The organism is Aquimarina sp. MMG015, assembly GCF_018100855.1.
GTDB lineage: Bacteria > Bacteroidota > Bacteroidia > Flavobacteriales > Flavobacteriaceae > Aquimarina > Aquimarina latercula.
This window is the reverse complement of the sequence record NZ_JAGJEB010000002.1, coordinates 639,084-658,797: the sequence shown is the minus strand read 5'-3', so window position 1 is coordinate 658,797 and position 19,714 is coordinate 639,084. Positions and strand designations below refer to the sequence as shown.

Annotated in this window: 19 protein-coding genes; 16 read left to right on the top strand and 3 right to left on the bottom strand. The window is 30.7% G+C overall.

Annotated features, from left to right (window positions below; genetic code table 11):
• Positions 1–166: 166 nt before the first annotated feature.
• A complete protein-coding gene (locus J8L88_RS06265; RefSeq protein ID WP_211060259.1) occupies positions 167–1,147 on the bottom strand; it encodes a Gfo/Idh/MocA family protein in 981 nt (326 codons plus the stop codon).
• Positions 1,148–1,365: 218 nt separating this feature from the next.
• On the opposite strand from J8L88_RS06265, the gene J8L88_RS06260 reads away from it, so the two are divergent.
• The 6 genes from J8L88_RS06260 to J8L88_RS06235 all read left to right on the top strand — a co-directional run bounded on the left by J8L88_RS06260 (position 1,366) and on the right by J8L88_RS06235 (position 9,144).
• The gene (locus J8L88_RS06260; protein ID WP_027391173.1) at positions 1,366–1,698 is read left to right on the top strand and encodes a hypothetical protein; all 333 of its coding nucleotides are present in this window, start codon (positions 1,366–1,368) and stop codon (positions 1,696–1,698) included.
• A gap of 309 nt (positions 1,699–2,007) precedes the next feature.
• A complete protein-coding gene (fabG, locus tag J8L88_RS06255) occupies positions 2,008–2,754 on the top strand; it encodes a 3-oxoacyl-[acyl-carrier-protein] reductase (RefSeq protein WP_027391174.1) in 747 nt (248 codons plus the stop codon).
• A gap of 163 nt (positions 2,755–2,917) precedes the next feature.
• The gene (locus J8L88_RS06250) at positions 2,918–4,948 is read left to right on the top strand and encodes a VWA domain-containing protein (protein ID WP_211060258.1); all 2,031 of its coding nucleotides are present in this window, start codon (positions 2,918–2,920) and stop codon (positions 4,946–4,948) included.
• Between the two features lie 25 nt (positions 4,949–4,973).
• On the top strand, positions 4,974–5,789 hold the full coding sequence (locus J8L88_RS06245) for a prohibitin family protein (protein ID WP_027391176.1): 816 nt from the start codon (positions 4,974–4,976) through the stop codon (positions 5,787–5,789).
• A 262-nt stretch (positions 5,790–6,051) separates the two neighbouring features.
• Positions 6,052–8,256 (top strand): ATP-binding protein, encoded by a 2,205-nt coding sequence (locus J8L88_RS06240; protein WP_211060257.1) that lies wholly within the window; start codon positions 6,052–6,054, stop codon positions 8,254–8,256.
• A 264-nt stretch (positions 8,257–8,520) separates the two neighbouring features.
• On the top strand, positions 8,521–9,144 hold the full coding sequence (locus tag J8L88_RS06235; protein WP_211060256.1) for a hypothetical protein: 624 nt from the start codon (positions 8,521–8,523) through the stop codon (positions 9,142–9,144).
• A 105-nt stretch (positions 9,145–9,249) separates the two neighbouring features.
• On the opposite strand, the gene J8L88_RS06230 is transcribed toward J8L88_RS06235, so the two are convergent.
• Both J8L88_RS06230 and J8L88_RS06225 read right to left on the bottom strand, forming a co-directional pair.
• Entirely contained in the window at positions 9,250–9,765 is a 516-nt protein-coding gene (locus tag J8L88_RS06230; RefSeq protein WP_027391179.1) for a hypothetical protein, read from the bottom strand.
• A gap of 15 nt (positions 9,766–9,780) precedes the next feature.
• The gene (locus J8L88_RS06225; protein ID WP_118386420.1) at positions 9,781–10,698 is read right to left on the bottom strand and encodes an OmpA family protein; all 918 of its coding nucleotides are present in this window, start codon (positions 10,696–10,698) and stop codon (positions 9,781–9,783) included.
• 327 nt (positions 10,699–11,025) lie between these two features.
• Between J8L88_RS06225 and hisG the strand changes: the two genes are divergently transcribed.
• The 10 genes from hisG to hisIE are packed head-to-tail and all read left to right on the top strand — an operon-like array spanning position 11,026 to position 19,645.
• Positions 11,026–11,883 carry an ATP phosphoribosyltransferase gene (gene hisG / locus J8L88_RS06220; protein ID WP_027391180.1) on the top strand — a complete coding sequence of 286 codons (858 nt, stop codon included), beginning with the start codon at positions 11,026–11,028 and terminating at the stop codon, positions 11,881–11,883.
• 14 nt (positions 11,884–11,897) lie between these two features.
• On the top strand, positions 11,898–13,190 hold the full coding sequence (hisD, locus tag J8L88_RS06215; RefSeq protein ID WP_211060329.1) for a histidinol dehydrogenase: 1,293 nt from the start codon (positions 11,898–11,900) through the stop codon (positions 13,188–13,190).
• Positions 13,191–13,231: 41 nt separating this feature from the next.
• Positions 13,232–14,074, top strand: coding sequence for a DUF3667 domain-containing protein (locus tag J8L88_RS06210; protein WP_027391182.1), 843 nt, complete (start codon positions 13,232–13,234; stop codon positions 14,072–14,074).
• 21 nt (positions 14,075–14,095) lie between these two features.
• Positions 14,096–15,145, top strand: a complete 1,050-nt coding sequence (gene hisC, locus J8L88_RS06205; protein ID WP_211060255.1) for a histidinol-phosphate transaminase — start codon at positions 14,096–14,098, stop codon at positions 15,143–15,145.
• Between the two features lie 42 nt (positions 15,146–15,187).
• Entirely contained in the window at positions 15,188–16,327 is a 1,140-nt protein-coding gene (hisB, locus tag J8L88_RS06200; RefSeq protein ID WP_118386416.1) for a bifunctional histidinol-phosphatase/imidazoleglycerol-phosphate dehydratase HisB, read from the top strand.
• 54 nt (positions 16,328–16,381) lie between these two features.
• Positions 16,382–16,975 (top strand): imidazole glycerol phosphate synthase subunit HisH, encoded by a 594-nt coding sequence (hisH, locus tag J8L88_RS06195; protein ID WP_211060254.1) that lies wholly within the window; start codon positions 16,382–16,384, stop codon positions 16,973–16,975.
• Positions 16,976–16,992: 17 nt separating this feature from the next.
• Positions 16,993–17,721, top strand: coding sequence for a 1-(5-phosphoribosyl)-5-[(5-phosphoribosylamino)methylideneamino]imidazole-4-carboxamide isomerase (gene hisA, locus J8L88_RS06190; RefSeq protein WP_027391186.1), 729 nt, complete (start codon positions 16,993–16,995; stop codon positions 17,719–17,721).
• A gap of 6 nt (positions 17,722–17,727) precedes the next feature.
• Positions 17,728–18,243 carry a DinB family protein gene (locus tag J8L88_RS06185; protein WP_211060253.1) on the top strand — a complete coding sequence of 172 codons (516 nt, stop codon included), beginning with the start codon at positions 17,728–17,730 and terminating at the stop codon, positions 18,241–18,243.
• Positions 18,243–18,998 carry an imidazole glycerol phosphate synthase subunit HisF gene (gene hisF, locus J8L88_RS06180; RefSeq protein WP_027391188.1) on the top strand — a complete coding sequence of 252 codons (756 nt, stop codon included), beginning with the start codon at positions 18,243–18,245 and terminating at the stop codon, positions 18,996–18,998. The genes J8L88_RS06185 and hisF overlap by 1 nt, the downstream gene beginning before the upstream one ends.
• A gap of 50 nt (positions 18,999–19,048) precedes the next feature.
• Complete coding sequence (gene hisIE, locus J8L88_RS06175; protein WP_027391189.1) at positions 19,049–19,645, top strand: bifunctional phosphoribosyl-AMP cyclohydrolase/phosphoribosyl-ATP diphosphatase HisIE; 597 nt, start codon at positions 19,049–19,051, stop codon at positions 19,643–19,645.
• The last annotated feature ends 69 nt before the right edge of the window (positions 19,646–19,714 follow it).

The window sequence follows — 19,714 nt, the reverse complement described above, 5'->3', positions numbered from 1 at the left end:
TTTTACGGACTTTTGCTTATTTTTTGATCTTTCTAAATTTTGATTTAATATTATAGACAATCCATCTATACATGTTCGTGTTAGGGTTAAGCGAAATGTTATTGTGCAGAATGATTTTTTCTTAATGTTTTTGGGATAAATAGATAACTGTAAAATATATTATTATTTACGCATAGTTCAGACCAATTTTATCTCGAACACTATCTAATAGCTTGATTAGCTCTAAGCTTTTTTCAAAAGACATGATATTACTTTCTATGTTTCCTTCTGTTATCATTTCCTGAACGTGTATTGCTTCATAATTATAACCATTAGTTGTTACCGGGAATTCATGTAATTCAGAAACTCCATTTTTAGTAATTGTAATAGAAGAAGGTTCATGAAAACGACTATGTATGGCGATTGTTCCTTTTTCTAATTCAATAACTGCTTCTGTATTGGTTTTTTCAGTAACAGAAGAATATAAAAAAGCTCCTATATTATTTGGGTAGGAGAGTTGCATCGTACAGTTTTCATCAATACCGGTTTTCCCAAATGTAGCTTTTGCTTCAATATTTTCTGGATATCCTAATAAGCTTAATGCTGCGAATAATGGATAGATTCCCACATCTAATAGACTTCCTCCTCCAAGTTCTTTTTTAAATATTCTACTTTCCGGATTAAACTCGCTTGCAAAACCAAAATCAGCTTTTAAATTTTTTATTTTACCAAGTTCATGAGATGTAACAATTTTTAATACATATTTATAATGAGGTAAGAAGTATGTCCATAAGGCTTCCATAAGAAATGTATTATTATTTCTTGCTACAGCAATCATTTCTGTTACTTGTTCTAAATTTAAAGCAAAAGGTTTTTCACATAACACAGCTTTTTTAGCGTTTAGACACATTAGGGTGTTTTTATGATGAAAAACATGAGGAGTTGCTATATAGATTATATCAATTTCTGGATTGGAAATAAGTTCGGTGTAACTGCCATAACAACTAAATGCATTATATATATTACCAAAATCTTTTGCTTTTTTAAGATTTCTACTAGCTACAGCGAATAAGTTTGCATTAGGCACGGTAAGTAAATCTTCTGCAAACTTATGTGCTATTTTACCGCACCCAATAATTCCCCAATTATATTTTTTGTCTTTATCCATTAATTATAGGTTTTATAATTTTTTAGGGGTATTCTCCCTCTTTTTTATATACAAATGATTATAAATAATTAATTTTTATTGAAATATAATGCTGATTTTTTTATAAATCATTTAATTCTTTAAATTAAATATAAAACACTTAAGTATAAGGTCTAAAGTTTTTGATGTCTTATTTTTTATTGGTAAATTTAAAACACTCACTTTAAAACCAAACCATTATGAATAACCAAATTACGTTTAGGGAATCACCTAATCGTCAAACACATACGCTTCGTTTGAGTCGTATGAAGGATGAACTCACAGCCATGCTTACTGATTTACATTCTTATCGATGTGAGCCTTGCACGCCTGATATGCATAAACAATTTTTAGAATTGGATCATAATGGTAGAAAGCTTTCACAAACTATTAATAAAGCTTCGGATTTATTAAAGGATTCTGTTCAGTTCTCTAAAGAAATAGGGGATGAAGTTTTTGGAGTAATTAAGAAATATCATAAGTTTCAAGAAAATCTATCCTCGTATAGATCAGAGGCTATAGTACATCACTAAACTTAGTGAAAATAATATTCTATTAAGGCCTCGATCAGTCGTATCGAGGTTTTTTATTAAAGATTTGTTTTGGAATATAAAAATTTAAAGTGTTTTTTAAGTAATTATGATAAAATTAGTTGCTAAAAGATTGAAAGTTAATATGATCAAACTTACCTTCAATTGTTTTATAACTTTTGTATATAATACCAATTATAAATCAAGTGTTTTATTATTGTTGAGCTGCTAGTAATTCTTATATTTGAAAACGTAAAATAATTCATATCATTAATAGATGATGTGAGATACCAAAAAAATATTATAGAGCGAATGAATCTCTTACAAGGTAAAACTGCCATTATCACGGGTGCTACACGTGGTATTGGAAAAGGAATAGCACAAGTTTTTGCAAAACAAGGTGCCAACGTTGCATTTACATATAGTTCTTCTGTAGACGCTGCAACGGATTTAGAAAAAGAATTAAACGGTTTAGGTATTAAAGCAAAAGCATATCAAAGTAATGCTGCAAGCTTTGAAGAATCCGAAAGTTTAGTAAAAGATGTTTTAGAAACTTTTGGAAGTATAGATATATTGGTTAATAACGCAGGTATTACAAAAGATAACTTGCTTATGAGAATGAGTGAAGACGATTTTGATAAAGTTATCGAGGTTAATCTTAAGAGTGTTTTTAACATGACCAAAGCAGTTCAGCGAACAATGCTTAAGCAACGAAAAGGAAGTATCATTAATATGAGTTCTGTTGTTGGGGTAAAAGGAAATGCTGGTCAAGCTAATTATGCGGCATCTAAAGCTGGTATTATTGGTTTTTCTAAATCAGTTGCCTTAGAACTTGGTTCGAGAAACATTAGAAGTAATGTGATTGCTCCTGGTTTTATCGAAACTGAAATGACTGGGAAATTAGATGAGAAGGTAGTGGATGAATGGAGAAAAGCAATTCCCTTGAAAAGGGGAGGAGCTCCCGAAGATATTGCAAATGCTTGTCTGTTTTTAGCTAGTGATTTAAGTGGATATGTTACTGGTCAGGTTCTTAATGTAGACGGAGGAATGCTTACCTAAAATGAATTTTCCGAAATTACGATTTACGATTTTTTGGATAGTTTTTTAATAAGTTTAAGATCTTTTAAATTTAATGTGATTATTTTCAATTTTCAAAATAAACTATTTAAGAGTGAGAAATCAATGATTTCTTGATAAGATTCTTAGATAGTAATTAATAAGAATGCAGATACAAAATATAGGATTGATTATAGCAGCAGGAGTAATTGCCATAGTTATTGCGCTATTTCAATATATGTACAAAGCAAAAAACAGAAATAAAAAAAATCTGTTTTTTGCTTTTTTACGTTTTCTTAGCATTTTTGCGTTATTAATATTGTTGATTAATCCAACATTTCGAAAGAATACTTATTATATAGAGAAACCTACCTTGGTTTTTGCAGTGGATAATTCTTCTTCTATAAAACATCTTAAGCAAGATGAACAAGTATCACAATTTATTGGTAGAATTAAAGACAATCCAGAACTTAAAGAAAGATTTGATGTAAAATATTATTCTTTTTCAGACGTATTAAAAGATAGTTTAGGCTTAACATTTGATGAAAAGCAAACAAATATCTCGGAAGCATTAGAAAGTTTAGATCAAATCTATAAAAATACAAATGCTCCTACGGTATTGATTACCGATGGTAACCAAACGTATGGAAGGGACTATCAATTTAGTAGTGTTAATTATAAACAACAGGTTTATCCAATAGTTATAGGTGATACAACGGTAGTAACAGATACCAAGATCCAACAACTTAATGTAAATAAGTATGCATATCTTAAAAATAAGTTCCCTGTAGAGGTTATTCTTACTTATTCTGGAACAGGTAATATAAATACAAGTTTTGAAATAAGATCTGGTAAAAATATTGTTTATTCTAAGCCTGTTTCTTTTTCCGAAGAAAATAATTCTACAGTTATTAATTTTACACTCCCAGCTAGCTCAGCTGGTGTTTTAAAATATAGTGCTCGATTAGCACCAATAGAAAATGAGAAAAATGTAATTAATAATAAGAAAGATTTTGCTGTAGAGGTAATAGATCAAAAGACAAATGTTTTATTGATTAGTGATTTAACTCATCCAGATTTGGGAGCTATTAAAAAAAGTATCGAAAGTAACGAAAGAAGAAGCCTTACAATTAGTAGGCCATCAGAAGTAAAAGATATTGAAGAGTATCAACTTATTATTTTATATCAACCAAATGCAAGATTTAGAGCGGTATATGAAAAGATAAAAACTGCTAGGAAAAATTATTTTACGATAACTGGTTCTAAGACTGATTGGGTTTTTCTAAATAAATCACAAAATGTATATAGGCAAGAAATAACTAGGCAAACAGAATACTATTTGCCAAGATTCAACCCTAACTACGGAACATTTTTGTTAGAAGATATCGGTTTTAATGACTATCCTCCTTTGATAGGAACTTTTGGAGAGATACATATGAAATCATCTTATGATGTGTTATTACAAAGAAATATAGGAAACATAAAAACCGGTGAACCCTTGTTAGCCACTATAGAGGATAATGGGGTTAGAGAAGCAATTTTATTTGGAGAAGGTATATGGAGGTGGAGAGCACAGTCGTATTTGGATAATAAAAGTTTTGAAAGTTTTGATGATTTTTTCGGTAGGCTCGTTCAATATCTAGCATCTAATAAACAAAAAAGTAGACTTAATACGATTTCTGAATCATTTTATTATGGAAATTCTAGTATAAAGGTAAAAGCGGAATATTTCACTAAAAATTATGAATTTGATCGCAGGGGTAATTTAAATATAGTAGTAAAAAATAAAGATACAGAAGCATCACAGACAATCCCAATGTTATTAAAAAACAGTTCATATGAAGCCGATCTCAGTAGTTTTGCTTCTGGAAATTATGAATATACAGTAGTGGTTGTGGGTGAAAATATTTCACGATCTGGGAGTTTTAGTATTTTGGATTATGATGTAGAACAACAATTACTTAATGCAGATGTAACAAAACTTAGACAAGTTGCGACTAATACTAAAGGAACTGCCTATTTTATGAATCAAATAGATGGCTTAGTGAGTGATCTGATTGAAGATCAGAGGTATCAAGCAATTCAAAAGAGCAAAGAAAATATTGTATCTTTAATAGATTGGAAATACCTTTTGATGATAATTATATTATTATTAAGCATTGAGTGGTTTATGAGGAAATATAATGGGCTTATTTAAAAATTAAAAACTATACACATATATCATGGAAAAATTACCTAAAATAGGGTTACCTATTCTTATAATTATTGTACTTACAATTGTCTTTATTTCTAAATCAACAGAAACAATCGGCTCCGGAGAAGCTGGAGTGTTGTATAAAACATTCGGTGGGGGAGTTGTAACTGATGCACCTCCATTAGGAGAAGGTTTTCATTTGGTAGCGCCCTGGAATAAAGTTATTGTATATGAAGTAAGACAGCAAGAAGTTTTTGAGAAAATGCAAGTACTTTCTTCTAATGGTTTAGAGATAAAATTAGACGCTTCGGCTTGGTTTCAACCGGATTATGCTAAACTTGGGTTGTTACATCAACAAAAGGGAGAAAATTATGTTCAACGAGTTTTATTACCGACCATACGTTCTGCAGCACGTAGTGTAGTGGGAAGGTATACGCCAGAACAATTATACTCAAGTAAAAGAGATGCTATCCAGAAAGAAATCTTTGAAGAGACTAAGAAAATTGTAGGGAATCAATATATTCAGTTAAATGAGGTATTAGTGCGTGATGTAACATTACCGCCAACAATTAAGGAAGCTATCGAAAGAAAACTTAAACAAGAGCAAGAGGCATTAGAATACGAGTTTAGATTAGAAAAAGCTAAGAAAGAGGCAGAAAGACAGAAAATTGATGCTGAAGGTAAAGCGATAGCAAATCAAATTCTTAGTGCTTCTCTAACGGATAAGATTCTTAAGGAAAAAGGAATAGAAGCTACTCTTGAATTAGCAAAATCTTCTAATTCTAAGGTTGTTATTGTAGGTTCTGGAAAAGACGGGATGCCTTTAATCTTAGGTAATCAATAAATAAACCCTTTTCTGTAAATAATAACTGCCACTATATTTAATATAAATATAGTGGCTTTTTTTATGCTCTCTTACTACTCTTAGTAAGAGGTTTTTGTGGGAATAATACTCTTAAATGGTTTTGATACAGTGAGTTGTGTTTTAAAAAAATGTGGTTTATAAGTATGAAATTTAAAAAAAAATGTATTTTTATCTGTATAATAAGTCAGTTAGTCTTTTATCTCCTAGATTAAGGTAAGAATATTTTTACAACCCTTGTTTTATGATTGAACATAATAATATCTTATCCAAAATTCAATATTTACTTGATAAATCCTACGAGTTTAGGGTTAATAATTTAAAAGAGAGTATGAGATTGGCTAATGAGGCATTGTTATTAAGTCAAGAAGTTAATCATATAGAGTATATTGGAAAAAGCCTAAATATGTTATCTCTGTTTAACATGATTTGTGGCAAAGGTAGTATCGCCTTAGACTATGCAGAGAAAGCTATAGTTTGTTTTAGATTATTAAAAGACGATAGAGGAGTAGCTGATGCCAAATATAGTATTGCAGGTATTTATTATAAAACCAATGATTATCATCTCGGAATGATCTATCTTATTGATGCTTTGGTAATTTATCAAAAGTATGATGATTGGTATAATGTATCTAGGACTCAGAAATCTCTAGGTACAATCTATGAAATTCTAGGAGATGAAAATAATGCTATTGAAGCCTATAAAATAGCTATAAAAGCAGCCAAAAAATGTAAAAGTAAAAACCTAGAATCTAATGTGTATAATCCAATGTCCGGGATTTTGTTAAAAAAAGACAAACCTGTAAAAGCTTCAAGGATGATTAATAAATCTATAAAGCTTAAACAAGAAACTGGAGATGAAAGAGGGTTAGCTTTTGCGATTTATGGACGTGGAAAAGTTTTTTATTATTATAAAGAATATGTAAAAGCAAATAAAGATTTTTTAGAAGCATTAGAAATACATAAAAAGTATAACGAAGTTTTTGGAATAGGAATGTCTAAGCAAAAAATCGCTCAATTACATTTAGAAATAGGTGATAGACAAAAAGCGAAATTTTTACTAAAGGAAGTGATTGCACACGGAGATAAATACAACCTTTCTAGAACTAAATTCAAAGCATGTCATCTTCTTTATCAGTTATATAAAACCGAAAACAAGCATAAGAAATCACTAAAATATTTAGAGAGTTATTTAAAAGAAAAGGATAAATCTATTAATTCTCAGACGCTAAAAGTAATTGAGAATTATGAACGTATTTCTAAAATTAAATACGAACAACAAGAAGAGGGATTAAAGAGAGAGAAAGAGGCAATTGTTTTAAAAGAAAAACAAGCTGAGGAAACTGCAAAGATGAGACAAGAGTTCTTATCGGCAATGAGTCATGAAATAAGAACACCTTTAAATGCAGTTACAAGTATTATTTCGATGTTAAAAGAGAGGGCGGATGAGGATGATCAAAAATTACTTGTTTCGTTGCAGTTTTCTTCTAAAAATTTGATGCGCATTATTAATGATATCTTGGATTTTTCTAAGTTGGATTCCAACAAGATGGAGTTAGAAATACATGCAGCTAATTTTGAAGAACTAATAAATAATATTAGGGATACTTATCTAGGAATGGCTTTAGAAAAAGGTATAGAACTAAACGTTCATATTGATGATAAGTTAACTAAATTTTATTTACTTGATGAAACTAAGTTATTTCAGATTCTTGGAAACCTTGTAAGTAATGCCATAAAATATACTAATACAGGAGCAGTTGATATAAATATTAAATTGATTTCTTCTAAAGGTAGAAAAGATAAAATTTCTTTTAGTGTTAAGGATACAGGTGTAGGTATAGCTAAGAAAGAACAGTCTAGATTATTTGATAGTTTTTACATACCGTCTACTATTACAACTAGAAATAATGGCGGAACTGGATTAGGTTTAGCAATAGTCAAGAAAATTGTAGAGTTATATGGCAGTAGTGTTTTATTAATAAGTGAAAAAGGAAAAGGTTCTACATTTACGTTTGATTTAGTCTTGGAAAAAGCTGAGGAGATTATTAAAATTGATCAAAAGCAAACGGATCAGTTACAGGGTAAAATAGCAATTCTTGCAGAAGATAATGAAGTAAATGCTTTGGTAATGGGGCAGCTACTGAAGAAATGGGGAGTTAAAATTGAAAGAGTTAAAAATGGATATGATGCCGTACAGATAGCTAATAAAGTAAAAGTAGACTTTATTTTAATGGATATTCATATGCCAGAAATGAATGGTTTTGATGCTGCTAAGTTGATAAAAGATTCAAAAAACAAAAATAGCCATACCCCTATATATGCCCTTACCGCGGATGTTACTGCTATAAATAATGAGGATTATTTGAATTATTTTGATGGTTTTTTATGGAAACCACTACAAATAGATAGACTTTTTGATACATTAGTTAAGAAAAAAATGGTATAGTTTTTCTTTTTTTTTGTACTGTATTTTATTATTCTTTGTAACAATTAATATGTTTTATGTACTAATAAATAAAATATATTTATGAGTTACTTCTTCATTACGTTATTAAGTCTCGCAGGTTTTTTGTCTCTTAAAGATGAGAAGGATAAAAGAAGGAAAAACATTTTTCTATTAATCTACTGCTCTTTGATAGCGGTTGTTGTACTTTTTTCTTTTGGAGAATTTATTGGTAAAATGTTATATCAAATTCAATATTCATAGATTATGAGAAAAGTAACGCCATATAGGAATAAGGACGAGGCTATTAAAACATTAGATAATGGAGGGAGATTCTATAACATTCTAACAAAAGCTGATGATGGAGTGATTTCTCAATCGGAATTAGGAAAAGTATCTGGTCTTTTTAGTGATAAACAAAAAATGATTCTTTTTTTAGATTTGGCAACTTCTAATCTAAGTGATAAAGATAGAGAAGAAATTATCGTTGCATTATCAAATGAATTAAGATCTGTTTATGATCAATATGCTATCAAAAGATTGTTGGTCAATGAAGTGATGGAAAAGGGTGAATTATCTACTAATATAGTTATTACTGGTGTTCCAAAGAGAATAGCTTCTAAATCAGACTTTAATGGGTTTATTATGATTCCGATTGTTGCGGGTAAAGTAACAACATTTTCTATGATTCCAATCGTGGATACGTATGATGTATATGAAATAACTTCTGATGACTCATTAGATACTTTTGTAATTGCACATGCAAAAGGAGGGCAAAGACTTCCTGAAAGGAAAATAAAAGTTGCTGGAGTTTTGAAAGAACTAAAAGCGCAAAAGGATGAAACCGATTCAAAAAAATATTTAGAAGTTATTTATTACTTAGATATATAGTTTTCTATATTCTCAAATAAATAGGATCTAAATGCATATTGGATATTAAAAAAACCTTTATAAATATATTACAAAGGCTTTAATTTTTAGGGTTGAATTTTTGGATTATTGATTTTTTAGCTTTTCCGCTTGAGCTGTCCAGTTATCACGTTCAATACGACCAGGAAAGAATTGTATTAATTCTGTAACTGTTTCTATATCTTCTTTGGTAAATTTACTTATTTGATCAAAAGTATATATTCCAATGCTATTTAATTTCTTTTCAATGAATGGTCCAACACCACTAATCAATTTTAAATCATCTTTTTGTGACTCACTTGCTGTTCCAAAGCTTTCAAAATTTAATTGAGGCTTTTCTGTATCACTCAAATCCTTTTTGACTTCTGCTACTTCAATTGATTTAGGAGCTTCTACCGGAATAGGATTAGAAAAAGTGGTATTAGCCTTTTTGTAGCTATCACTAGCTTTGCGTAATTTTTCTTTCTCTTTATGGCATTGATCTAATTTTTCTTGGTATTTATTTTTAAGAGACCATCTCGATAAAAGCCATCCAAGTAAGAAAGCTATTATTAATAATAAGAGAAGGCACCACCAGTTTGCTTCGTTTAAAAAATCTAACATTTTTATAGTTGGTATTTAGTTTACAATTATTTCTATTCGTCTATTTTTTGCTCTATTTTCCTGTGTGTCATTTGGAGCAATTGGACTTAATTCTCCTTTAGATTTAGCAGTAAATTTGTCTGAAGGGATACCTTGAGAAGTTAGATAATCTCTAACGTTTTGGGCTCGCTTAAGTCCAAAGAGCTGATTGGATTTGGTATCACCAATGTTATCAGTATGACCAGTAATTAATACTTTTTTATCAGGATACTTAGTAAGGTAGTTTTTTAGTTCTAAAGCATAATTAGATAAGGTAGCATCTGGTTTAAAATCTTTAGATCCAAAACTTGAGTATAACGTTTTATTAGCAATACCTTTTTCTATTTCCTCTATTCTGGATTCATCTATTTTATGAAAGTTTAGCAAAATACCACCATTGTATGTACCATTAGCATCATAATCATAGGTATGTAATTTTGCTTTGGTTAGAATTCGGTCTTTGTTTACTCCACCGGTGTTAACTAAAATATCTTTAATAAAATTGGCTCTTGAGATACCAGTTAATGAGTCTGTTTCTCTTTCGGTAGAAGTTTCATACCCATAGATTATTAAGTCTTGATCTTGATGTTGTCCAAGGTAATTAGCTATTTTATTCTCAAAACCATTAAGGCTTTCAGGTATAAAAACATCAAAATTAGAATTGTTGATTTGGATGTTTTTTGGATATCTAAAAACATCCATGTTTTCAATATCCTTTGCATATAGACCATGAGCCAAAGCAATACTATCTTCGTAAGCTTTTTTTGCTTTTGCTTCAATAGCAGGATCTATTTGCTCTTTTACAATAGTAGATCCTTCATCTTTGTTTCCAAGACACCAATTACAGGAGTAGTACCACCACATTCCCAGACAGGCGAATAAGATAAAAATAAAGAACGAAATTAAATTTCTCATATGTTGATGATTAGTGTTATTCTCTTAAAGTTAAAAAATGTTTTCATTAAATTATTATTCTTGAGCGATTTATGTTCCGAAAAAAGATGAATAGCAAAATTTTAAGCTGAAATGCATTTGAGATGAAAAAAAATTTATAAATTCGCAGCGTAGAAAAAATTATGGAAAATATTCTTTTACATCATCATCATTCTTATATCTCCGCCCAGGCGTGGTAAGTTGATATGTGTATAAGTTAATCATATATAATAACCCGTTTGAGCATTTTCAAACGGGTTTTTTTGTTTAAAACTTGTTTTGAACTGACCAAACACAACAATAAAAAAAATGTCAAAAATTAAAATTGCTATTCAAAAAAGCGGAAGGCTTAATCAAGATTCTGTTCAGATTTTAAAAGATTGTGGTATTTCTATAGATAACGGAAAAGACCAATTAAAAGCTACTACTAGAAACTTTCCTATGGAAGTTATGTTTCTTAGGAATGGTGATATTCCTCAGTATTTGAGAGATGGTGTTGTTGATATCGCTATTATTGGTGAAAATGTTCTAGTAGAAAAAGGAAAAGATATTACGATTGCAGAAAGGTTAAATTTTTCGAAATGTAAAGTGTCACTTGCCGTTCCTAAAGATGTGTCGTATAACTCTATAAAAGATCTTGATGGGAAAAGAATAGCTACTTCATATCCCAATACGGTAAAAGAATATTTAAAAGAAAAAGGAATCTCTGCAGACTTGCACCAGATATCAGGATCTGTAGAAATAGCACCTAATATTGGTTTAGCAGATGCTATTTGTGATATAGTGTCTAGTGGTAGTACATTGTTTAAGAATAATTTAAAAGAAGTAGAAGTAATGTTAACTTCTGAAGCTGTCTTAGCTGTTTCTCCTAAAATTAGCGATGAAAATAAGAGTTTGCTTCAAAAATTACAGTTTAGAATACAAGCTGTATTAAAGGCTAGAGCTTCTAAGTATGTATTATTGAATGCTCCGAATGATAAGATAGATCGTATCGTTGATATCCTTCCAGGAATGCGTAGTCCAACAGTTTTACCTCTTGCAGAAAAAGGTTGGAGTTCAATACATACTGTGGTCGAAAAAAATAAGTTTTGGGATATTTTAGATGAGTTAAAAGCTGAGGGAGCTGAAGGTATTTTAGTATGTCCTATCGAGAAAATGGTATTGTAGTTAATTTAGAGAAAATGCAGAAGATATATAATCCAAAGAAAAATACTTGGGCGGACATATTAAAACGACCTACACAGACCGTGGCAGATATAGAAAATGTGGTTTTAGATGTTTTTAATGATGTAAAAACTAATGGAGACGGTGCAATAAAACAATATACAGAGAAATTCGATAAAGTATCTCTAGATTCTATATTGGTATCTAAAAAAGAAATAGAAAGCGCCGATCAATTAGTTAGTCAAGACCTTAAAGATGCTATTGTTTTGGCTAAATCTAATATCGAAGCTTTTCATGCTGCTCAGAAAACGGATAAGGTTTCCTTAGAAACAACAAATGGTGTAAACTGTTGGCAAGAGAAAAGACCTATTCAAAAAGTAGGATTGTATATTCCAGGCGGAACAGCTCCACTATTTTCTACAATTCTTATGCTGGCAGTTCCAGCTACTATAGCTGGATGTAATGAGATTGTGTTATGTTCTCCACCAAATAAAGAAGGAAAAATCAATCCAGCTATTTTATATACAGCAAATCTTTGCGGCTTAACAAAAATATTTAAGGTAGGAGGCATTCAGGCAATTGCAGGAATGACATTTGGCACTGATACAATTCCACAAGTATATAAAATTTTCGGACCTGGAAATCAGTTTGTTACTGTAGCTAAACAATTAGCTACAAAATTTGGAGTAGCGATTGATATGCCTGCTGGACCAAGTGAATTGTTGGTAGTGGCTGATGATACAGCAAATCCATCTTTTGTTGCTTCCGATTTATTAAGTCAGGCGGAACATGGAAAGGATAGTCAGGTGATTCTGGTGACTACTTCTAAAAAGCTTATAGAGCAAGTAGAAAAAGAAGTTACAAATCAATGTAATTTGTTACCAAGAAAAGAGATTGCTGAAGCGGCAATAGCGAATTCTAAACTTATTTATGTAGAACATGACCAAGAAGCTTTAGAACTAATTAATGAATATGGTCCTGAGCATTTTATAGTATGTGTAGAGGATGAAGACTTTTATGTGAATAATATTATGAATGCCGGTTCTGTGTTTATTGGTAATTACACGCCAGAGAGTGCAGGAGATTACGCTTCGGGAACGAATCATACCTTGCCAACAAATGGATATGCAAAACAGTATAGTGGAGTAAATCTAGATAGTTTCATGAAATCAATGACATTTCAGAAACTATCCGCGGAAGGTATCAAAAATATTGGAAATGCCATAGAGATTATGGCAGATGCCGAAGGTTTACAAGCGCATAAGAACGCAGTTACATTGCGATTAGAAAGTTTAAAGGGTATTGACTAAAACGTTATTCGAGTATAGAATTTATAGTAAAAAAGAAGTAAATGAATTGTAGAAATTGTGAAAATATCTTAGCTGATGATGCTGATTATTGTCAATCTTGTGGTGCGAAAGTAATAAGAGAACGTATTACTTTAAAAGGGTTGAAAAGTGATTTTTTCAGTAATGTTTTGGGATTAGATAATCTTTTTGTTAGAACTTTAATTCATTTTGTGACTTCTCCAGATAAAGTTATTTCAGAGTATATCTCGGGAACAAGAAAACGATATATAAACCCATTTGCATTTCTGGTAATCGGAACTGCTGTTGCTACATTTATTTTTAACTTTTTTTCTGATGATTATAGTGAATTGATTCTCGCTACTCAAACGGAATCTTTTTATGAGTCATTATTTTCTATGTCAAACCCCGATATAGAGAAAAACACTGTGGAATATCAAGAAAAATACTTGGAATACAAAAAAGAACAGGCTGAAGCTAATAAAGTTACCCAAAGTTTTATGCTTAAGTATTTTAATATTATAGCTTTTATGTTAATTCCTTTTTATACGTTTTTAGCGGTAATGGTTTTTGGGAGAAAACGGTTTAATTATGGAGAACATCTTGTTATAAACTCTTATTTACTTGGGTTTGGATTGTTTTCTGGTACGTTATTCTTTTTATTAGGTTTACTAATTAGTCCATCAATCTATTTCGTAAGCTCTTTGGTCGTTATCTTTTATTATTTGTTTACTTATAAGAAACTATGTAGCTATAGTATTGGACAAATGATTCTTAAACTATTAAAGTTTGTAGTGGTATTGATCCTGTCAACAATAGTTTTCTTCATATTCGCTATTATAATAGGGATTATAATAGCATATATGAGAGCAATGATTTTTGGATAATTTATAGAATATTAACAAGTAATGAAACAATTAAATTTCAACATAAATAATATAACTCGTGAAAACGTTAAAGGATTAAAGCCATATTCCTCTGCGAGAGATGAATACGTTTCAGATGGCTCTGAAATGATTTTTCTGGATGCCAATGAAAATCCATATGAAAATGGAGTAAATAGATATCCTGATCCACAACAACGTAGTCTAAAAGAGGTATTAGCTACACAAAAGGGGGTTAATACAAATAATATATTATTAGGAAACGGAAGTGACGAGGTATTAGATCTTTTGTTTAGGGCTTTTTGCGAACCTAAAGTTGATAATGTTATTACGCTACCACCTACCTATGGGATGTATAATGTATTAGCTAATACCAACGATGTTCAAAATAAAAAAGTTCTTTTAAATGATAATTTTGAACCTAATGTTTCTAAAATATTAGATACAGTTGATCAACAAACAAAGATCATATTTTTATGTTCTCCTAATAATCCTACAGGGAATTCTTTTTCAGAAGATAGTATTGCCCGAATTTTAGAAAATTTCAAAGGGTTGGTAGTTATAGATGAAGCGTATATTGATTTCTCTTCTAAAAAAAGTTGGATACTTAAAATTAGAGAATACCCAAACCTAGTAATAACGCAGACGTTATCAAAAGCATATGGAATGGCAGGGATCAGACTAGGTTTGTGTTATGCTTCAGAAGAAATCATAAGTATACTCAATAAAATTAAGCCTCCTTATAATGTTAATGAATTAACGCAGAAAAAGGCGTTGGATAGAGTTAAAGACGTTAATAAGATTAAAGAAGAAGTAGCTAATATTTTAAAGGAGAGAGAACGTATGATAGATTCCTTAGAAAATATTCAGTTTGTAAAAGAAATTTATAAAACCGATGCTAATTTTGTATTGATTCAAGTAGATAATGCAAATGTACGATATGATCAATTGTTAAAACAAGGGATTGTTATTCGTAATCGTACGACACAACCATTATGTGAAAACACACTGAGATTAACAGTTGGAACTAATCAAGAAAATAAGAAGTTAATAGAGGCTTTAAAAAGTATATAAATTCTGTTCTTAATGAATACGAATTACAAAAAATAAATTAAAATGAAGAAAGTATTATTTATAGATAGAGATGGGACATTGGTGTTGGAACCACCTGTAGATTATCAATTAGATAGTTTGGAGAAGTTAGAGTTCTATCCAAAGGTTTTTCAATATATGGCTAAAATAGCCGACGAATTGGATTATGAATTGGTGATGGTAACTAATCAGGATGGATTAGGAACTGATTCTTTTCCAGAAGATACTTTTTGGCCAGCACATAATAAAGTAATGACTGCATTCGAAAAAGAAGGAGTCGTGTTTAATGCTGTTCATATTGATAAAACTTTTCCTCATGAAAATGCGGATACTCGTAAGCCAAGAACAGGTTTATTAACGGAGTATTTTGATAAGGAAAATTACGATCTAGAAAATTCATTTGTTTTAGGAGATAGAATTACAGATATGGAGTTGGCAAAAAATCTTGGAGCTAAAGGGATTTTCCTGTCAGAAGATCCAGAGCTTGGAGCAGATGAAATAGAAACTGATACAACAGCCATTTCAGAAAGTATTGTATTAACATCAACAGATTGGAAGGAAATTTATGAGTTTTTAAAGTTAGAAGATCGAGTAGCAGAGATTACTAGAAATACGAACGAAACTAAAATTTATATCAAGTTGAATTTAGATGGTTCTGGTAAAAATGATATATCAACTGGTTTGCATTTCTTTGATCACATGCTAGATCAGATTGGACGTCATGGAGCAATGGATTTAACAGTTAAAGTAGATGGAGATTTACACGTAGATGAACATCATACTATAGAAGATACTATGATTGCTTTAGGAGAGTTGTTTTCTAAAACTCTTGGTAATAAATTAGGTATCGAACGTTACGGGTTTTGTTTACCTATGGATGATTGTTTAGCACAGGCAGCAGTTGATTTTGGAGGTCGTCCTTGGTTGGTTTGGGATGCTGATTTCAAACGTGAAAAAATAGGGGATATGCCAACAGAAATGTTTTTTCATCTTTTTAAATCTTTTACAGATGGTGCCAAGTGTAATCTAAATATCAAAGCCGAAGGAGAAAATGAACATCATAAAATAGAAGGAATATTTAAAGCATTTGCTAAAGCGATGAAAATGGCGGTAAAAAGAGATGCAAATAAAATGTTTTTACCAAGTACCAAAGGAATGTTATAACAAACCAAATTGTATAATTAAAAAGGTCTTGAATCAATTTCAGGATGCAATAATATGAAGATAGTAATTATAAATTACGGAGCAGGAAATATTCAATCGATCAAATTTGCAATTCAACGATTGGGATATGAAGCTGTCTTAAGTGATGACCCTCAAGAAATAAAATCTGCGGATAAAGTTATTTTTCCTGGAGTAGGAGAAGCGAGCAGTGCTATGAGTAAGTTAAAAGATTCTGGTTTAGATACCTTGGTCCCACAATTAAAGCAACCAGTTTTAGGAATTTGTTTAGGGATGCAATTGATGTGTAATTACACAGAAGAAGGTGATACTAAAGGTTTGGGTATTTTTCATACGGATGTGGTAAAGTTTAATCACGGAGTAAAAGTTCCTCAAATAGGATGGAATCAAATAGAGTCATTAAGTTCTGTCTTATTTAGTGGAGTAGAAGAGAAGGAGTATATCTATTTAGTTCATAGTTATTATGCTCCTATAATGGAAGAAACCATTGCACAATCTACTTACGGAGTAACTTATAGTACAGCTTTACAGAAAGATAATTTCTACGGAACTCAATTTCATCCAGAAAAGAGTAGTGATGCGGGAGAGAAGATTTTGAAAAACTTTTTAGAGTTAAAAATTAATAACTAATAATTATAAAATAAAGCATGAGGATCATACCTGCAATAGATATCATTGACGGAAAGTGTGTTCGCCTTTCTAAAGGAGATTATGATACTAAAAAAATATATAATGAAAATCCATTAGAAGTAGCAAAAGAATTTGAGGCTCATGGAATTCAATATTTACATTTAGTTGATCTAGATGGTGCAAAATCTAAGCATATAGTAAATCATAAGGTGTTAGACCAAATAGCTTCTAAAACGGGTTTAAAAATTGATTTTGGAGGAGGTTTAAAAACAGATGAAGATTTAAAAATAGCTTTTGATAGTGGTGCAAATCAAATTACTGGTGGTAGTATTGCAGTAAAGAATCCTGATATTTTTAAATCTTGGTTGCAAAAATTCGGGAGTGATAAAATTATTTTAGGAGCAGATGCACAACATGAAAAAATCGCAGTAAGTGGTTGGTTGGAAGAAAGTGATAAAGAGCTAATTCCTTTTGTTAAAGAATATAAAAAAGAGGGTGTGTCCTATGTGATTTGTACAGATATTAGTAAAGATGGGATGTTAGAAGGACCTTCTTTTGATTTGTATAGAAAAATGTTGAATGAAATAGGAGATATAAAGCTAATTGCTTCTGGAGGGATTTCAACTTTTGATGAATTACCAAAATTGGCTGAAATTGGATGTGAAGGAACAATTATAGGAAAAGCAATTTATGAGAATCGAATAAGTTTAAAACAATTAGAGAATTATATTCTTCAAAACAGTTAGTAAGTAATGAAAGAGGAAATATCACAAGAGTTTAAGGAGCAAATCTCCTATAGATTGGATGAAAGTCTTAGGATGATTACTATTAGTTTTGATCAACTTTCTGAAGATGATATATGGAAACGGTTTAATCAATCTTCAAATAGTATCGGAAATTTGATGCTTCATCTTTGTGGTAATATTACTCAATATGGTATAGCTTCTCTAGGAGGTTTGGAAGATGAAAGAGATAGGGATACTGAGTTTGAAGCTAAAGAAGGTTTTTTGAAAGAAGAGTTGTTATTAAAACTTAATGAGACTTTAGAACAAGCCAAGACAATCTTGTTCGATTGTACTATTTCTGAATTAATGAGAAAACGAGAAGTACAGGGTTTTATTTTTTCAGGAATTGGTATAATGATTCACGTGACTGAACATTTGTCTTATCATACGGGCCAAATAGCATTTTGGACAAAACAATTAAAAAATAAAGATTTAGGTTTTTATGAAGGTATGGATCTAAATATAAAAAATAAAGAAAACTAATGTTAACTAAAAGAATTGTACCGTGTTTAGATATTAAAAACGGACGTACGGTAAAAGGAGTCAATTTTGTTGATTTAAGAGATGCTGGAGATCCAGTAGAATTAGCAGATGCATATTCTAAAGCAGGAGCCGATGAACTAGTTTTTTTGGATATTTCAGCTACTGAGGAGCGAAGAAAAACACTTGCTAATTTAGTTCTTAGAGTTGCAGAGAAAGTTAATATACCGTTTACCGTTGGTGGAGGCATATCATCTATAGAAGATGTAGATGTTTTACTGCAAAATGGAGCGGATAAGGTTTCTGTTAATTCCTCTGCAGTAAAAAATCCACAGTTAATTAATGAATTAGCAGGGAAATTTGGAAGTCAATGTATTACAGTAGCTATAGATGCTAAACAAATTGATGGGAAATGGATAGTACATTTGGTCGGAGGAAAAGTACCAACTGAGCTTGATCTATTTGATTGGGCAAAGGAAGTAGAAGAAAGAGGTGCCGGAGAAATTTTATTTACTTCTATGGATAATGATGGAACTAAAGATGGTTTTGCTAATCAAGCTTTAGCAAGATTATCTACAGAATTAAATATTCCTATAATTGCATCTGGTGGAGCAGGTAATACACAACATTTTATAGATACTTTTAAAGAAGGAAAAGCAGATGCTGCATTAGCAGCAAGTGTTTTTCATTTTAAAGAAATAGAAATAAAAGATTTAAAAGAGGAATTGCGGTTAAATGAAATTCCGGTAAGATTATAACAAAATATAATTCCGGACTTGATCTGGAAACCAAAATATAGATTGATAAAATGGAAATAAATTTCAATAAAAATAATGATGGACTTGTTCCGGCAATAATTCAAGATGCAACCACTAGAAATGTTTTGATGCTTGGTTATATGAATGAGGAGGCTTACCAGAAAACAATAGAAACTAAAAAGGTAACTTTTTTTAGCAGAACTAAGAATAGATTATGGACTAAAGGTGAGGAGAGTGGTAATTTTTTGAATCTTGTAGATCTAAAAAATGACTGTGATAATGACACCTTATTAATCCAAGTAAACCCAGTGGGTCCAACTTGTCATAAAGGAGATGATACTTGTTGGGCACAGAAAAATGTTCAGTCTTTTGGTTTTTTGACAGATTTAGAAAACACTATACAGGATAGAAAAGAAAATCAAGATAATGAAAAATCTTATGTAGCATCTCTCTTTAGAAAAGGGATAAATAAAGTTGCTCAAAAAGTAGGAGAAGAAGCTGTCGAAGTGGTTATAGAAGCTAAGGATGATAACGAAAAGTTGTTCTTAGATGAAAGCGCAGACCTTCTTTTTCATTATTTAATTTTACTACAAGCTAAAGGTTATAAGCTTAATGATATTGTAAAAGTGTTAAAATCTAGAGGTTAAGGGTGTAGGTAAGTGTTGATTTTTGTAAGGGGATGATGTTTTTTTAACATATTTTTATAATTTCGCCGG

Coding starts and splice junctions, on each gene's coding strand:
- J8L88_RS06265 (WP_211060259.1), bottom strand. CDS start 1,147: ATGGATAAAGACAAAAAATATAATTGGGGAATTATTGGGTGCGGTAAA.
- J8L88_RS06260 (WP_027391173.1), top strand. CDS start 1,366: ATGAATAACCAAATTACGTTTAGGGAATCACCTAATCGTCAAACACAT.
- fabG (WP_027391174.1), top strand. CDS start 2,008: ATGAATCTCTTACAAGGTAAAACTGCCATTATCACGGGTGCTACACGT.
- J8L88_RS06250 (WP_211060258.1), top strand. CDS start 2,918: ATGCAGATACAAAATATAGGATTGATTATAGCAGCAGGAGTAATTGCC.
- J8L88_RS06245 (WP_027391176.1), top strand. CDS start 4,974: ATGGAAAAATTACCTAAAATAGGGTTACCTATTCTTATAATTATTGTA.
- J8L88_RS06240 (WP_211060257.1), top strand. CDS start 6,052: ATGATTGAACATAATAATATCTTATCCAAAATTCAATATTTACTTGAT.
- J8L88_RS06235 (WP_211060256.1), top strand. CDS start 8,521: ATGAGAAAAGTAACGCCATATAGGAATAAGGACGAGGCTATTAAAACA.
- J8L88_RS06230 (WP_027391179.1), bottom strand. CDS start 9,765: ATGTTAGATTTTTTAAACGAAGCAAACTGGTGGTGCCTTCTCTTATTA.
- J8L88_RS06225 (WP_118386420.1), bottom strand. CDS start 10,698: ATGAGAAATTTAATTTCGTTCTTTATTTTTATCTTATTCGCCTGTCTG.
- hisG (WP_027391180.1), top strand. CDS start 11,026: ATGTCAAAAATTAAAATTGCTATTCAAAAAAGCGGAAGGCTTAATCAA.
- hisD (WP_211060329.1), top strand. CDS start 11,898: ATGCAGAAGATATATAATCCAAAGAAAAATACTTGGGCGGACATATTA.
- J8L88_RS06210 (WP_027391182.1), top strand. CDS start 13,232: ATGAATTGTAGAAATTGTGAAAATATCTTAGCTGATGATGCTGATTAT.
- hisC (WP_211060255.1), top strand. CDS start 14,096: ATGAAACAATTAAATTTCAACATAAATAATATAACTCGTGAAAACGTT.
- hisB (WP_118386416.1), top strand. CDS start 15,188: ATGAAGAAAGTATTATTTATAGATAGAGATGGGACATTGGTGTTGGAA.
- hisH (WP_211060254.1), top strand. CDS start 16,382: ATGAAGATAGTAATTATAAATTACGGAGCAGGAAATATTCAATCGATC.
- hisA (WP_027391186.1), top strand. CDS start 16,993: ATGAGGATCATACCTGCAATAGATATCATTGACGGAAAGTGTGTTCGC.
- J8L88_RS06185 (WP_211060253.1), top strand. CDS start 17,728: ATGAAAGAGGAAATATCACAAGAGTTTAAGGAGCAAATCTCCTATAGA.
- hisF (WP_027391188.1), top strand. CDS start 18,243: ATGTTAACTAAAAGAATTGTACCGTGTTTAGATATTAAAAACGGACGT.
- hisIE (WP_027391189.1), top strand. CDS start 19,049: ATGGAAATAAATTTCAATAAAAATAATGATGGACTTGTTCCGGCAATA.